The following is a 13,084-nucleotide window of genomic DNA, read 5'->3' as shown; positions in this document are numbered from 1 at the left end:
CCCAGTGGAATTGCGTTACCTACATACCACGGAATCCATCGGTCAGGTAGGAAAACCTAACATTTGCGAAGGTTTACAGCCAGCAGCGCTCAAGGCGGATCGGTTTTGCAGCTTGCCGCGATCTGGCCGATCGCCTCGGAAAGGCCCGCGAGTTCGAAATCGGCCTCGCCGCGTCCCGACAGCAGGCCGAAGCGCCACGACAGCGTCAGCCGGTTCGCTGAAGCCAGACGCTTGATGCCGTCGTCCCCATCCCTGACCAGCGTCCTGCCGCGCGTGCCGACCGACCAGCTTTCATCGGTTTTGCCGCCGCCGTCGACCACGACGGAGATGGTGATCTTGCGGCTGGCAGAGACGGCATCGTTGAGCTGGAGCCATTCGCTCCAGCGCGGTTCGCCATCGGGCCGGCAGGCCAAGGTCAGCACCGGACTGTAGCCCAACGCTCCGCCGCCGGTGATCAGCTTGTTGCTGGCGTGCAGCGATGCCGTGATCTGGCCGTCATTGCCAGCGCCAACGCTCCAATTGCCGAGATCCTGCTCAGCCCGGGCAGCGCCGGCGGCTGCGGCAAACAAGAGCGCCGCGGCGACGACCACGTCCCTCATCATGAACCCCAGTCTCACCAATGCCTCCAAGCGCCCGCGAATGCGATGAAGCGCAGATAATGTTCAACGGTTGGTATCGCCAGCGGCGGGCCATCAAGACAAGTTGTCTGTGTTGCCGCGCCGCCACAATGAAGTGCCTCACAACGAAAAAGGCCGCCCGGAGGCGGCCTTTCGAAATCGATGGATTGGAACCTGTTACTCGGCTTCCTTGGCGGCCTTCTTCTTCGGCGCGGCCTTCTTCTTCGGCTCTTCCGCCTCGTCGGCGGCTTCGCCCGCCTTTGCCTCGCTTGCCTTGGCTTCGGCCTTCTTCGAGGAAGACTTCTTGGCCGGCTTCGCCTTGGTCGCGGTCTCGGCCTCCTCGTCGTCGGCCATCAGCTCGTCCTTGCCGACCTTGACGTCGTTGACCGAGATCTGGCCGAGCAGATAGTCGACGACCTTCTCCTCGAACATCGGCGCGCGCAGCGCGTTGATGGCTTCCGGATTGCTGCGATAGTACTCGAAGGCTTCCTGCTGCTGGTTGGCCGGGAAGCGGCGCACCTGCTCGAACAGGCCGCGCTGCAGTTCCTCGTCCGACACGGTGACGCCGGCCTTCTCGCCGATTTCGGCCAGAACGAGACCGAGGCGCACGCGGCGCTCGGCAAGGCGCATATATTCGGCGCGCGCCTCTTCTTCCGTCGTCTCTTCGTCGGTGAAAGTGCGGCCTGCGGCTTCAAGGTCGCGGTTGACCTGAGCCCAGATGTTGTTGAACTCGGCCTCGACGAGCTTGGACGGCGCCTCGAAAGAATAGGCGGCGTCGAGCTGGTCGAGCAGCTGGCGCTTCACCTTCTGGCGGGTCATCGAGCCGAACTGGTTCTCGATCTGGCCGCGCACGATCTCGCGCAGGCGCTCGAGCGATTCCAGGCCGAGATTCTTGGCCGTCTCGTCGTTGACCTCAAGCGCGCCGGGCGCCGACACTTCCTTGACGGTGACGTCGAAGGTGGCTTCCTTGCCGGCCAGATGCGCCGCCTGGTAGTTTTCGGGGAAAGTGACGGTGACCTGCTTCTCGTCGCCGGCCTTCGCGCCGATTAGCTGGTCCTCGAAGCCCGGGATGAACTCCTTGGAGCCCAGCACCAGCGGCTGATCGGTGCCGGCGCCGCCGGCGAAAGCCTCGCCGTCGATCTTGCCGACATAGTCGATGCTCACGCGGTCGCCCTCGGCGGCCTTGCCGGTCTTCGGCTCGTAGCTGCGCGCCGATTCGGCGACGCGCTTGACCTGATCCTCGACTTCCGTGTCCGGCACGTCATAGACTTGACGGGTCACCTTGATGTCGGAGAAATCCTTGATCTCGATCGCCGGGATGACTTCGTAGTTGAGGCTGAATTCGAAATCGGTGCCGCCGGCCAGGATCTTCTCGGCCTCCTTCTCGTCCTCGGTCATGATCACCTCGGGCTGCATGGCGGCCTTTTCGCCGCGCCCCGAAATGATCGAACGGGTCGAGTCGTTGAGGATCTCGTTGACGACCTCGGCCATGAACGACTTGCCATACATCTTGCGCAGGTGCTGCACCGGCACCTTGCCCGGGCGGAAGCCGTTGATGCGCACCTTGTCGCGGGCGTCGGTCAGCCGCGCCATCAGCTTGGCTTCCATGTCACCGGCCGGCACGGTGATCTTGATCTCGCGCTTGAGACCGGAGTTGAGCGTTTCGGTGACCTGCATCCTAGAACCTTTGTTTTCAACAACGAGACTGCCAAACGGTCGTAGCCGTTTACAGCCTGCCGGTATGATCTTGCCGGAAATGGCTTTTGGGACGGAACCTGGCGATTTGACCGCTAGCGCGGTTCAAACTCTCCTGAACTACGCTTTGCCGGATGCGAATAAGTTTTTGTTTTTCCTACAACTTTTCACATCTTGCAGAAGCGGAAACTCACGTTCCGTCACATTCGACACGCCTTTTGTCACAGGCTAGGCTAATTTTCAACTATCTTCGCTCCAATGCATGTCGCCCAAAAGCGCGCAGCGGTTTTGGGAAAACGGCATGCATCACAACAAAGACTTAAGGCGCGTCGCCTGAACCCGTTTCGACGCAACGCGCTTTAGCCGGATAAGCATGGCTTGAGCCGCGACATTGACAGAATGATGGCTACATGGGATTGCCGGGGAAAGCGGATGTGGCGGAATTGGTAGACGCCCTGGATTTAGGTTCCAGTGCCGAAAGGCGTGGGGGTTCGAGTCCCTTCATCCGCACCAACCTTCGCTCTTCGAGCTTCGGGTTGCTAGCCAGCCAGCCCTGTCTCCTAGCCTTGGCGGCTGAGGACTAATAAAGCGGCTCCTCGAACAGCGTCTTGTCGCCGTCCATCAGCGCCTTGATCTGCGCCGTGCCGTCGGACGCTAGCGCGAGCTTGATGCCGAACGGCCGCACGCGCATGTCGTCCTGGATCGCCATGCCCTCGCCTTCGGGCACATAGAATCGATCGATCCCGTAGTCCGGTGCGATCGTCGCGTCGGGGCTGCGCAGGTCCCAGCCCGCGGCGACATGTCCGGCGATATCCGCCTCGTCCGCTCCGGCCGGGGCCGGCGCTTTGCCGAACCAGGCCGCCGTCGGCTGCCAGTAACCGTCAGCGCCCTTCTTCAATCGCACCGTGATCGAGCCGTCGTCGCTGGAAAACGCGCCTTGCGGAATGTTGGCGATCAGCTTCACCGGGACGCGCGAAATGGTGTTGTTCAACGAGACGTAGTCGCCGCGCAGGAGATCGCGCGGATCGATGGGCTCGACTTTCAGAAGCACTTCCTTGCCGTTGCGCAGGATCGCGGCCCGTCCAGCGATGATCCAGCTGAGAAAGCCGATCTGGACAAGCGCCAGCACCAGCGCCGAGACGATCAGTTTCTTGCCGGTCATGCCGTTGCTCCCTTCTCCGTGGGCGCCCTCATGCGTTTCTCGACGCGGATGATGATCAGCGCCAGGATGCCGAGCAGCACAGCCGCGGCCAGGAAGAAGCCGGCCGTATCGAACATCGACCGCAAGGTGACGCCGTAGATGATGGCGAGTTCGAAGGCGAAGCCGGCATAGGCCAGCCAGCGCAGCCCCCTGCTCTCGCGGCCAGCCTGGATGATCGCCGCCACGATGCCGGCAAGCGCCACAATCGAGGCGACGGCGAAACCGCTGTTGTAGGTGCTTTCATCCGCCAGCTCGAACTGGATGATCGCCATGCCGGTGAGGAAACCGAACAAGGCGTGCAAGGGCAGTCGGCCGTCCAGTTGAAGGATCCTATCGATCGGATCGCCCGCAAAGACGGCGGCGGCAAAGAGCAGCGACGACACGATGGCCAGCGACGTCGCTACCGGCAGCGTGTCATGATCCGTCGCCAGCAAAACCAGATAGAGAACGACCGACAGGATGATGAGGTGGCGCGCCGCCCGGCTGCGCGTCCAGAACGAAATGGCGAACAGGACGATCGCCATGACGATGAAGAGGTGCGGAATTTCCGCTCGCCAGTAGAAGCCGAACCCCTTGAGAACCAGCCAGGCATCGGCAATGCCGACCGCCGCCACCGTCAGCGGATTGGAACGCAGCGCCACCGCCGCCAGCGCCGTGCCGGCGCACCATGTCAACAGCGCCGAGGCCTCGTCGCCCGACAGGTGATACATCTGGCCGATCAGCGCAATCGAGCCACCGAATGCGGCGGCGGCGACGATCCACAGCGCCTCGCCGATCGCGGTATGGCTGCGCGTCTTCAGCACCGCGCCGCCGACATAGCCACCGAGGATGAGGGCAAACAGCGCCGCCACGCGAACGAGACGCGGGATGACCTCCCAGTTGGCAGCGACGAAAATCAGGATCGCCGCGCCGAACAAAAGCGCCGCCATCATCGCCAGGATGGAACCGAAACTCAGCGACGCTCGCTCATTGGCGGCGATGTCGCTCGTCAATGCTTCCGCCGTGGCGGGATCGATCAGCCCTCTCTCCCGCCAGCGGGCGATATCCGCCCTCACTCGTGCCGCATAGCCCGCCATGCCTTCCCCCAAAAACCCGGTCATTCCCTTAGCCGGAACAGCCAAGCCGTTGACGCTGCGGCATTTTCCGATTCGGTCTTCTTCGTGACGCAGGCGTGAATGACCGTTAATGTTGCATTGCACAATTTGCATTGCTGCCATGCGCCAACGGCACTTTTAAATCGATATGACCCCACCTATTTTCTATTCGTACACAAACGGAATGATCCGAACCAAAGACGAAACGAGAACTACCATGAACCTGATCCGCAACTACCGCAACTGGCGCCGCTACCGGGACACCGTCTCCGAGCTGAGCCGCCTGTCGAACCGTGAACTGACCGACCTGGGCATCAGCCGCAGCGACATCCACTACGTCGCCCGCAAGGCGGTCTAATCCGCTTCGGACCGCAAATGGTCCGAGCCAGTTTTGAAGAGAGTTAACACAATGAACCTGATCCGCAGCTATCGTAACTGGCGCGTTTACCGCGACACCGTTACCGAGCTGGGTCGGCTTTCGAACCGCCAGCTCCACGATCTCGGCATCGTTCGCGACGAGATCAAGATGGTCGCCCGCAAGGCGATCTAAGCAAGGAATTTCGCCAGGGTCGACCTCCTCCCCGACCCTGACGGATACGGCCAACCCTCACCTCCTCCCGAGGGTTGACCACCGAAACGGCGCCCGCCGGACCTCCTCCCCCGGCGGGCGTTGTTCCAGAAGCGAACGAAGTTCGTCTTCGAAGGTTTCGCCCCTTCTCAAAGGCGAAAGGAATTTTCGCCCTCAAAGGCGACAAGGAATTTCGTCAAAGCCGACCTCCTCCCCGGCAATGACGAATAAGGTCGATCTTCACCTCCTCCCGAGGATCGACCCCCAAAACGACACCCGCCGGACCTCCTCCCCCGGCGGGTGTTGTTGTTTTCAGAGCATGATCCCGAAAAGTGGGAACCGGTTTTCGGAAAAAGATCATGCTTCAGGGATATCGAGGGCAGGCGGCGCCGTTGCCGGCCGGCAATTGCAATCGTGCCGCCAAGCGACTATTCCGGCGCTCATGAGCAAAAATCCCGTACACGTCATCGGCGGCGGCCTCGCCGGCTCCGAGGCCGCATGGCAGATCGCCGAGGCCGGCGTTCCCGTCGTTCTGCATGAGATGCGCCCCGTGCGCGGCACCGACGCCCACAAGACCGACGGTCTGGCCGAGCTCGTCTGCTCCAATTCCTTCCGCTCCGACGACGCCCAAAACAACGCGGTCGGCCTGCTGCATGCCGAAATGCGGCTCGCCGGCTCGCTGATCATGAGCGCCGGCGACGCGCATCAGGTTCCGGCCGGCGGCGCGTTGGCGGTCGACCGTGACGGCTTTTCCGATGCGGTCACCGCGGGGATCGAGGCGCATCCGCTGATCACCATCCAACGCGAGGAAGTGCCGGGACTGCCGCCCGAGGATTGGGACCAGGCTATCGTCGCCACCGGCCCGCTGACGGCGCCTTCGCTGGCGCAGTCGATCGCCGAGGCGACCGGCGCCGATGCGCTTGCCTTCTTCGACGCCATCGCGCCGATCGTGCATTTCGACACGATCGACATGAACACGGCCTGGTTCCAGTCGCGCTACGACAAGGTCGGCCCCGGCGGCACTGGCAAGGACTACATCAACTGCCCGATGGACAAGGACCAGTATCTCACCTTCGTGGCGGCGCTTCTGGAAGGCCAGAAGACCGAGTTCAAAGAGTGGGAAGGCACGCCCTATTTCGACGGCTGCCTCCCGATCGAGGTGATGGCCGAACGCGGTGTCGAGACCCTTCGCTACGGGCCGATGAAGCCGATGGGGCTGACCAACGCCCATAATCCCACGGTCAAGGCCTATGCGGTGGTGCAGCTTCGCCAGGACAATGCGCTGGGCACGCTCTACAACATGGTCGGTTTCCAGACCAAGCTGAAGCATGCCGAGCAGGTGCGCATCTTCCGCACTATTCCGGGGCTTGAAAACGCCGACTTCGCGCGGCTCGGCGGCCTGCATCGCAACACCTACATCAACTCGCCGACGCTGCTCGATCCCTCCCTGCAGCTCAAATCGCGGCCGGGCCTGCGCTTTGCCGGCCAGATCACCGGTTGTGAAGGCTATGTCGAAAGCGCCGCGATCGGCCTGCTCGCCGGGCGCTTCGCCGCCGCCGAACGGCTTGGACAGGCGCCGTCGCTGCCGCCTTCGACCACCGCATTCGGCGCATTGCTGAACCACATCACCGGCGGTCATATCGTCTCCGACGACGAGCCCGGCAAGCGCTCCTTCCAGCCGATGAACGTCAATTTCGGCCTGTTCCCTCCGGCGGAAGCGCCGAAGGTCGAGGGCAAGCGCCTGCGCGGCAAGGACAAGACCGTCGCCAAAAGGCACGCCATCACTTCGCGCGCGCTGGCCGATTGCAGGGAGTGGCTGGGACTGCCGGCGCAGGCGGAGGCTGCGGAGTAGGCAGCTTTCGCATTAGACACCATGGTGCAAAGTAGGATATTATCCTACTTACTCTTCGATAGGAGCTGTGCCAATGGAAGCCGCCGAGAAACTGTCCGTCACCGTCACGCCAGCCATGGCGCGAATGATTCGCGAAAAGGTCGAGGACGGGTCTTTTGGGTCGGCGAGCGAGGTTATCCGTGCAGCGCTACGCGCCTTCCAGCGCGAGGAGGAAGAGCATGCCGAGCGCATGGCATCGATCCGGGCGCGGGTGAAGGCTTCGATCGAGGACAAGCGGCCGAACCTTTCAGGAGAACAAGTGCGCGCTCATCTTCAAGGGCTGTTTGCCGAGCATTCGAGCCCTGTCGATGATTCAGCGGCTTGAAGTCGAATACCGCCAAAGCGCGAGAGACGATCTCGCTAACATTTTCAGGCACATAGCCGAGGCCAGCGGAAATCCTCTTGTAGCGCTGAAATTCGTTCTGCGCATAGAAGACCGCTGCCAAAGCATCGGTGACGCACCCCGCGGCGGGCGCTCTCGTGACGATATAGCATCAGGTCTGCGAACCGTCCCTTTTTGAGCATTCAGCCGTCATAGCTTATGTTGTCGAAAACGATGTTGTTCGCATACTCAACATCTTCTATGGCGGCCGTGACTATGAAGCACTGATGCGCGACGGTGGGTTGAGCGCTCCATCCTGAAGGGGTCTTACTCCGCAGGCTTGGCGTTCGCAGTCGGCAACCCCGGCCTGCCCGCCTCTCCCGGATTCCTCCGCACATAAGCCGCCTTCAGCGTCTCCGAGGTATCGCGCGAGCCGTCATGGCTCCAGCCCGGCGGCTGGATGAGATAGTTCAATCGCTGGCCGAGCGTCAGGCCCGGCGCCAGCGCATCCTTGAACATGCCGATCCATTCGTGGAAGGCCACCTTCAGCGGGTTGAAGGTGCCGATGTTCTTGACGATGCCGTAGCGCGGCCGATCCTCCTTCAGCTCCGCGACGAAGGTGCCGAACATGCGGTCCCAGATGATCAGCGTGCCGGCATAGTTGGCGTCGAGATAGCGCGGATTGGTAGCGTGGTGGACGCGGTGGTGCGAGGGCGTGTTGAAGATGAATTCGAACCAGCCCCACATCTTGCCGATCGTCTCGGTGTGGATCCAGAACTGCCAGACGAGGTTGAAGCCGAAGACGAAGGCGATCACCGCCGGATGGAAGCCGGCGAGCACCAGCGGCGCCTGCAGGATGAAGGTGAAGGTGAACAGCCCGGTCCAGCTCTGCCTCAGCGCCGTCGAGAGATTGTAGTGCTGGCTGGAATGGTGGTTGACGTGCTCGGCCCACACCCAGCGCACCCGGTGCGCGATGCGGTGATAGACGTAGTAGCGCAAATCATCGAGCAGGAAGGCGGCGACGAACACCCAGATCGACAGGCCGAGATTGAAGAAGCGGAACTGCCACAGCCACAGCAGCGCCCAGTAGGACACGACGCCGAGCAGCAGGCCGGCAACGACATTGCCGGTCCCCATCATCAGGCTGGCCAACGTGTCGCGCGTCTCGAACGATCCCCTGGCGCGGCCGGTGCGCACCAGCCAGAGCTCGATCAGGATCGCGGCGACGAAGAACGGGATCGCAAGCTGGGTCACCTGTGGGAAATTGTACTCGTCCATCACGCCGCCTTTCGGATCCCATCATGGCCCTGCAATGCCGCCGCCACCGCGAGCGCGCCGGCTTCGTCGGCAAAGACGAAATTGCCGCCTTTCCAGGTGAAATCATTGAGCCGCAGCGAGACCGCGTTCCTTTCCCTTGCCAGGGCCAGAATGTCATGCGGCGTGACGATGCGCGTCAGAAAACAGTCGCCAATGCTCTGGACGATGCCGCAGCGCTGCGGGCCGAGATCGAGAAACGCAGCATGGACGTCGGCTGTCAGCCGCACAGCGCCTGGCCTTTCATCGGGAAAATCCTCGGCAAAGCGTGCGAGCGCGTGGTCGGCGCCGGCAAGCGTCGCGGTCGTCGTGCCACCGGTGAAGTGCACGGCCGCGACGGACAAGGCGATGCCGAACACGACAAGGACGACCAGGACTGGCAGGCTCATGGAAAGGCGACTCCTCCAGCGGCCCGCATTTCTTTGACGCGAGTCCGCCTAGATGGAATCCCTAGCATGATTGACGTTTACGTCAAAGGGGCGTCCAGCCCCGCATAGCATGACGCAAGAGCAGCCAGTGGCGGCGCAAGGTGGAGAGCGTCGCCGTTGTACTGAGCGGCGACCTGCCCGCCTTCTCCATCTTGTCGAGATAGGCACGGGTCAGCGCCAGCGGCAGGAAGGCCGGCCGCAGCGCAACGGGAAGCGCCGGCGCGCCTTTCTCGAAGGCGTTGAGATGGTCGCGCGCCAGCGCGATCATCGCAGCGATCGCGCGCTCCGCGGCGGCCCCGCCCTCTCCCTTGACGAACCCTTCCGGCGTCGTGCCGGCTGCCGAAAGGATGTCCGCGGGCACGAAACATTGTCTACGCCGACGGTGCAGCGGCAGCAGAAGCAGCAGGCCGGTGATCGCCTGCGCGCAACCGGCTCGGCCCGCCAGTTCGGCAAAGCCTGGCGCCGCGACCGGGTCGAGCACCATCGCCGCAAGCTGGATCAGCGCCGCGGCCGTTTCGCCGCAATAGCCCTCGAGGTCGGTCCGCGACGGCATCGGATCGTCATAGAGATCGAAGATGCGCGCCTCGAGCATGTTGTCGAAGGCGGATCTCGGCAGATGATTGCCGACGATCGCGGCCTTCAGGGCGTCGGCGATCGGATGGCCGGTCTCCTCCGTGCCGTCGGCATCGATGACGTCGCGCCACCATTGCAGCCTGACCTCGCCCGGCAGCGGCTCATGGATGCGGTCGCGCACGCCGGCGATCTCGGCGTTGAAGGCGTAGAGGGCAAGCAGCGCGTCGCGCTTGTCGACCGGCGCATAGAGCGCCGACAGATAACGGTCATGGTCGGCGGCCCGGGCCGCACCCATGACGATGTCGCCATTCTTGACGATGTCGGGAGTGCCGGCCATTCAGTCGACGGCGATCAGCGCTGCGGCCACGGCGCGGTCTTCGGCGAGCAGCACGTTATAGGTCCGCACCGCTGCTCCGGTCGACATCGGGTCGGCCGAGATACCGGCCTCCTTGAGCGCGGCGCGCAGTGCCGCCGGCAGCGGCCGCAATTCCTTGCCCATGCCGACCAGCAGGATCTCCACCCTGCCGGCCTCGGCGAACAGCCTGTCGAAGTCCGAGGCCTTCAGCGCCAGCGGATCGGCCGGCTCCCAGCCGTGGATGCCTGACGGCAGGACGAGCAGCGATCCGCGATGCGACATGTCGGCAAAACGGAAGCCGCCATTGCCATAGGCCTCGATCGGCGCCTTGCCGGGGAAATGCGCCTCGCGGATGATGATGCCTTTGGCCATGGGTCTAGAGCATGATGCCGAAAAGTGTGAAGCGGTTTTCGGACGACATCATGCTCTATTTCTTTACCATCCGGCCTTGGCGACGTCAGGTCGCCACGGCCTTGCCGTTGACCGGCTTCTTCTCGTCTTCGGTGGCGGCCTGCGGCCGCAACCGGAACAGGATCAGCAGCGGCGCGGCGATGAAGATCGACGAATAGGTGCCGAACACCACGCCGAACAGCATCGCCATCGTGAAGGACCGGATCACCTCGCCGCCGAACAGCACCAGCGCCAGCAGCGCCAGGATGGTGGTGACCGAGGTCAGCGTGGTTCGAGACAGCGTCTCGTTGATGGCGTTGTTCAGGAGCTGCGGCAGCGGCATCTTCTTGTATTTTCGCAGATCCTCGCGGACGCGGTCATAGACCACGATCGTGTCGTTCAGCGAATAGCCGATGATGGTCAGGATCGCCGCCAGCGACGACTGGTTGAACTCCAGCCCTGTCAGGACGAAGAAGCCGATCGTCATCACCACATCGTGCACCGTGGCGACGATGGCGCCGACCGCGAACTGCCACTCGAAGCGGAACCAGACATAGAGCAGGATGCCGACCAGCGCGATCAGCATGGCGATCGTGCCCTGCTTGGCGAGTTCGCCGGAGACCGTCGGTCCCACCACTTCGACACGGCGGAAGTCGTACTGGTCCTGCAACTCGCCCCGCACCTTGTCGATGACGGTCTGCTCGGCGTTCTCGCCGCCGTCCTGCGTACCGACGCGGATCAGGACGTCGTTCGGCGCGCCAAACTGCTGCACCTGGATCTCGCCGATGTTGAGTTCGGACAGCCGGTTGCGGATGTCGCCGAGATTGGCGTCGCCCTGCTTGGACTGCACCTCGATCATCGAGCCGCCCTTGAAGTCGATGCCGTAATTGATGTCGATGGTCAGGAACCCGACGACCGACAGGATCGACAACAGGCTGGACAAAGCGAACGTCCAGCGGCGGATGCCCATGAACGGGATTTTTGTGCCCGGCGGAATGAAGGTGACCGGCGCGCGTGGAAGTTCCTTCGGCCGGGCGCGGCGCAGCCACATTGACACCAGCATGCGGGTGAAGGTGAAAGCGGTGAAGACCGTCGTCAAAATGCCGATCGCATAGGTGATGGCAAAACCCTTGACCGGGCCGGTGCCCAGCCAGAACAGCACCACGGTGGCGATCAGCGAGGTGACGTTGGAATCGACGATCGTCGCCAGCGCCTTGGAGAAACCGGTATCGATCGACTGGATCACCGAGCGGCCGTTTCGTCGCTCCTCGCGGATGCGCTCATAGATCAGAACGTTGGAGTCCACCGCCATGCCGATTGTGAGCACGATACCGGCGATGCCGGGTAAGGTAAGCGTTGCGCCCAAAAGCGACAGCACCGCCACGATCATCGCCACGTGGACAGCGAGCGCGATGTTGGCGAGGAAGCCGAGGAAGCCATAGGCGACGAACATGAAGGCGACGACGAGAATCGAGCCGATGATGCCCGCAACCTTGCCCGCATGGATCGAGTCCTGGCCAAGGCCCGGACCGACGGTACGTTCTTCGATCACCGTCAACTTCGCCGGCAACGCGCCGGCGCGCAGGAGAACCGCAAGATCGTTCGCGCTTTCGGCGGTGAAGTTGCCCGAAATCTGGCCAGAACCGCCGAGAATTGGTTCGCGAATTTGCGGCGCGGAAATGACCTGATTGTCAAGGATGATCGCGAAGCGCTTACCGACATTCGCAGCTGTCGCCTGGCCGAACCGGGTCGCTCCTCTCGAGTTGAAGGTGAATGAAACGACCGGTTCGTTGTTCCGGGAATCATAGGTTGCCGACGCCTTGGCAAGGTCCTCCCCTGAAACGAGAACGCGGTTTTCGATCAGATAGGGAACCGGCGGATCGTCCTGGGAATAGAGCACCGACGAACCGGCCGGCGGACGATTCTTCACCGCATCCTGCGCCGGCATCGACTCGTCGACCATCTGGAAGGTCAGCTTGGCGGTCTGGCCGATGATCTCCTTCAGCCTCTGCGGGTCCTGCAGGCCCGGCACCTGAACCAGGATGCGGTCGTCTCCCTGCCGCTGAACGATCGGCTCTGTGGTGCCCAATTCGTTGACGCGACGTTCCACGACTTCGATCGATTGCGCCAGAGCGGACGAGGTACGAAATTTTATGCCGGCGTCGGTAACAGTGAATTTAAGCAACCCAGCTTCGGAATCATCCAGCGCCATTTCCTGGACAGAGCCGCCAGAGAACAAGCCGGCAGCGACGGGAGCGGTCAGCGACTTCAACGCGGTCTTTGCTGCATCGATCTGGGTCGGATCCGTGATGCGAACCTGCACGGTTCGGCCCGTTCCACCAAGTGCTGTATACTGAATCTTGGCCTCGCGCAGCAGCGTCCGGATTTCGTCACGCGCCGTCTCCAATTGCGCCTTGATCAGGTCGTTCTGATCCATCTGGAGCAGGATGTGCGAACCGCCCTGAAGGTCGAGGCCGAGCGTCATCTGCCGCTTCGGCACCCAGCTGGGCAATTGCGCCAGCATGCTTGCCGGGAAAAGATTGGGCGCGGCGAGGATCACTGTGATGGCCACGGCGAGCCAGATCAGGATCATCTTCAGGCGCGAGAAATAGAGCATTCGTTCTTATCCGTTCAGG

General features: G+C 62.6%; 13 protein-coding genes, 1 tRNA gene and 1 pseudogene. 6 read left to right on the top strand and 9 right to left on the bottom strand.

Going from position 1 to position 13,084, the window contains the following annotated elements:
- Positions 1 to 89: 89 nt before the first annotated feature.
- Together RFM52_RS05295 and tig are read right to left on the bottom strand one after the other, a co-directional pair.
- Positions 90 to 617: a hypothetical protein gene (locus tag RFM52_RS05295; protein ID WP_320295462.1), complete on the bottom strand. Its 528-nt coding sequence runs from the start codon at positions 615 to 617 to the stop codon at positions 90 to 92.
- 177 nt (positions 618 to 794) lie between these two features.
- The gene (gene tig / locus RFM52_RS05290; RefSeq protein ID WP_320295461.1) at positions 795 to 2,294 is read right to left on the bottom strand and encodes a trigger factor; all 1,500 of its coding nucleotides are present in this window, start codon (positions 2,292 to 2,294) and stop codon (positions 795 to 797) included.
- A gap of 446 nt (positions 2,295 to 2,740) precedes the next feature.
- Between tig and RFM52_RS05285 the strand changes: the two genes are divergently transcribed.
- A tRNA-Leu gene (locus RFM52_RS05285) sits at positions 2,741 to 2,825 on the top strand.
- Between the two features lie 67 nt (positions 2,826 to 2,892).
- Here the strand turns inward: RFM52_RS05285 and RFM52_RS05280 are convergent.
- Positions 2,893 to 3,474 (bottom strand): GDYXXLXY domain-containing protein, encoded by a 582-nt coding sequence (locus RFM52_RS05280; RefSeq protein ID WP_320295460.1) that lies wholly within the window; start codon positions 3,472 to 3,474, stop codon positions 2,893 to 2,895.
- Positions 3,471 to 4,589, bottom strand: coding sequence for a DUF2157 domain-containing protein (locus RFM52_RS05275; RefSeq protein WP_320295567.1), 1,119 nt, complete (start codon positions 4,587 to 4,589; stop codon positions 3,471 to 3,473). The genes RFM52_RS05280 and RFM52_RS05275 overlap by 4 nt, the downstream gene beginning before the upstream one ends.
- A 235-nt stretch (positions 4,590 to 4,824) precedes the next feature.
- Between RFM52_RS05275 and RFM52_RS05270 the strand changes: the two genes are divergently transcribed.
- The 5 genes and pseudogenes from RFM52_RS05270 (at position 4,825) to RFM52_RS05250 (ending at position 7,708) form a co-directional block, all read left to right on the top strand.
- Positions 4,825 to 4,965 (top strand): DUF1127 domain-containing protein, encoded by a 141-nt coding sequence (locus RFM52_RS05270; protein ID WP_006335194.1) that lies wholly within the window; start codon positions 4,825 to 4,827, stop codon positions 4,963 to 4,965.
- 51 nt (positions 4,966 to 5,016) lie between these two features.
- Positions 5,017 to 5,157: a DUF1127 domain-containing protein gene (locus tag RFM52_RS05265; protein ID WP_084508100.1), complete on the top strand. Its 141-nt coding sequence runs from the start codon at positions 5,017 to 5,019 to the stop codon at positions 5,155 to 5,157.
- 460 nt (positions 5,158 to 5,617) lie between these two features.
- Positions 5,618 to 7,027: a methylenetetrahydrofolate--tRNA-(uracil(54)-C(5))-methyltransferase (FADH(2)-oxidizing) TrmFO gene (gene trmFO, locus RFM52_RS05260; protein WP_320295459.1), complete on the top strand. Its 1,410-nt coding sequence runs from the start codon at positions 5,618 to 5,620 to the stop codon at positions 7,025 to 7,027.
- A gap of 73 nt (positions 7,028 to 7,100) precedes the next feature.
- Positions 7,101 to 7,391, top strand: coding sequence for a type II toxin-antitoxin system ParD family antitoxin (locus RFM52_RS05255; protein WP_320295458.1), 291 nt, complete (start codon positions 7,101 to 7,103; stop codon positions 7,389 to 7,391).
- Positions 7,375 to 7,708, top strand: a pseudogene (locus RFM52_RS05250) (type II toxin-antitoxin system RelE/ParE family toxin). Before RFM52_RS05255 ends, RFM52_RS05250 begins: the two are co-directional and overlap by 17 nt.
- A gap of 7 nt (positions 7,709 to 7,715) precedes the next feature.
- Here RFM52_RS05250 and RFM52_RS05245 read toward each other — a convergent pair.
- From RFM52_RS05245 to secDF, 5 genes are all read right to left on the bottom strand, one after another.
- Positions 7,716 to 8,666 (bottom strand): sterol desaturase family protein, encoded by a 951-nt coding sequence (locus tag RFM52_RS05245; RefSeq protein WP_320295457.1) that lies wholly within the window; start codon positions 8,664 to 8,666, stop codon positions 7,716 to 7,718.
- Complete coding sequence (locus RFM52_RS05240; RefSeq protein WP_320295456.1) at positions 8,666 to 9,091, bottom strand: hypothetical protein; 426 nt, start codon at positions 9,089 to 9,091, stop codon at positions 8,666 to 8,668. The genes RFM52_RS05245 and RFM52_RS05240 overlap by 1 nt, the downstream gene beginning before the upstream one ends.
- Positions 9,092 to 9,173: 82 nt before the next feature.
- Positions 9,174 to 10,040: a phytoene/squalene synthase family protein gene (locus tag RFM52_RS05235; RefSeq protein ID WP_320295455.1), complete on the bottom strand. Its 867-nt coding sequence runs from the start codon at positions 10,038 to 10,040 to the stop codon at positions 9,174 to 9,176.
- On the bottom strand, positions 10,041 to 10,430 hold the full coding sequence (locus RFM52_RS05230) for an Mth938-like domain-containing protein (RefSeq protein WP_140646714.1): 390 nt from the start codon (positions 10,428 to 10,430) through the stop codon (positions 10,041 to 10,043). It abuts the gene before it with no gap.
- An 85-nt stretch (positions 10,431 to 10,515) separates the two neighbouring features.
- Complete coding sequence (secDF, locus tag RFM52_RS05225; protein ID WP_320295454.1) at positions 10,516 to 13,065, bottom strand: protein translocase subunit SecDF; 2,550 nt, start codon at positions 13,063 to 13,065, stop codon at positions 10,516 to 10,518.
- Positions 13,066 to 13,084: the final 19 nt, after the last annotated feature.

Origin of the sequence: Mesorhizobium humile (assembly GCF_033977215.1) — a bacterium.
Classification (GTDB): domain Bacteria; phylum Pseudomonadota; class Alphaproteobacteria; order Rhizobiales; family Rhizobiaceae; genus Mesorhizobium; species Mesorhizobium humile.
The sequence above is the reverse complement of the archived record's forward strand: the minus strand, read 5'-3'. Positions and strand labels throughout refer to the sequence as shown.

Bases quoted from the DNA above. Each gene is read 5' to 3' on its own strand.
- RFM52_RS05270 (WP_006335194.1), top strand. From the start codon at position 4,825: ATGAACCTGATCCGCAACTACCGCAACTGGCGCCGCTACCGGGACACC.
- RFM52_RS05255 (WP_320295458.1), top strand. From the start codon at position 7,101: ATGGAAGCCGCCGAGAAACTGTCCGTCACCGTCACGCCAGCCATGGCG.
- secDF (WP_320295454.1), bottom strand. From the start codon at position 13,065: ATGCTCTATTTCTCGCGCCTGAAGATGATCCTGATCTGGCTCGCCGTG.
- tig (WP_320295461.1), bottom strand. From the start codon at position 2,294: ATGCAGGTCACCGAAACGCTCAACTCCGGTCTCAAGCGCGAGATCAAG.
- RFM52_RS05230 (WP_140646714.1), bottom strand. From the start codon at position 10,430: ATGGCCAAAGGCATCATCATCCGCGAGGCGCATTTCCCCGGCAAGGCG.
- RFM52_RS05265 (WP_084508100.1), top strand. From the start codon at position 5,017: ATGAACCTGATCCGCAGCTATCGTAACTGGCGCGTTTACCGCGACACC.
- RFM52_RS05235 (WP_320295455.1), bottom strand. From the start codon at position 10,040: ATGGCCGGCACTCCCGACATCGTCAAGAATGGCGACATCGTCATGGGT.
- RFM52_RS05280 (WP_320295460.1), bottom strand. From the start codon at position 3,474: ATGACCGGCAAGAAACTGATCGTCTCGGCGCTGGTGCTGGCGCTTGTC.
- RFM52_RS05275 (WP_320295567.1), bottom strand. From the start codon at position 4,589: ATGGCGGGCTATGCGGCACGAGTGAGGGCGGATATCGCCCGCTGGCGG.
- RFM52_RS05245 (WP_320295457.1), bottom strand. From the start codon at position 8,666: ATGGACGAGTACAATTTCCCACAGGTGACCCAGCTTGCGATCCCGTTC.
- trmFO (WP_320295459.1), top strand. From the start codon at position 5,618: ATGAGCAAAAATCCCGTACACGTCATCGGCGGCGGCCTCGCCGGCTCC.
- RFM52_RS05240 (WP_320295456.1), bottom strand. From the start codon at position 9,091: ATGAGCCTGCCAGTCCTGGTCGTCCTTGTCGTGTTCGGCATCGCCTTG.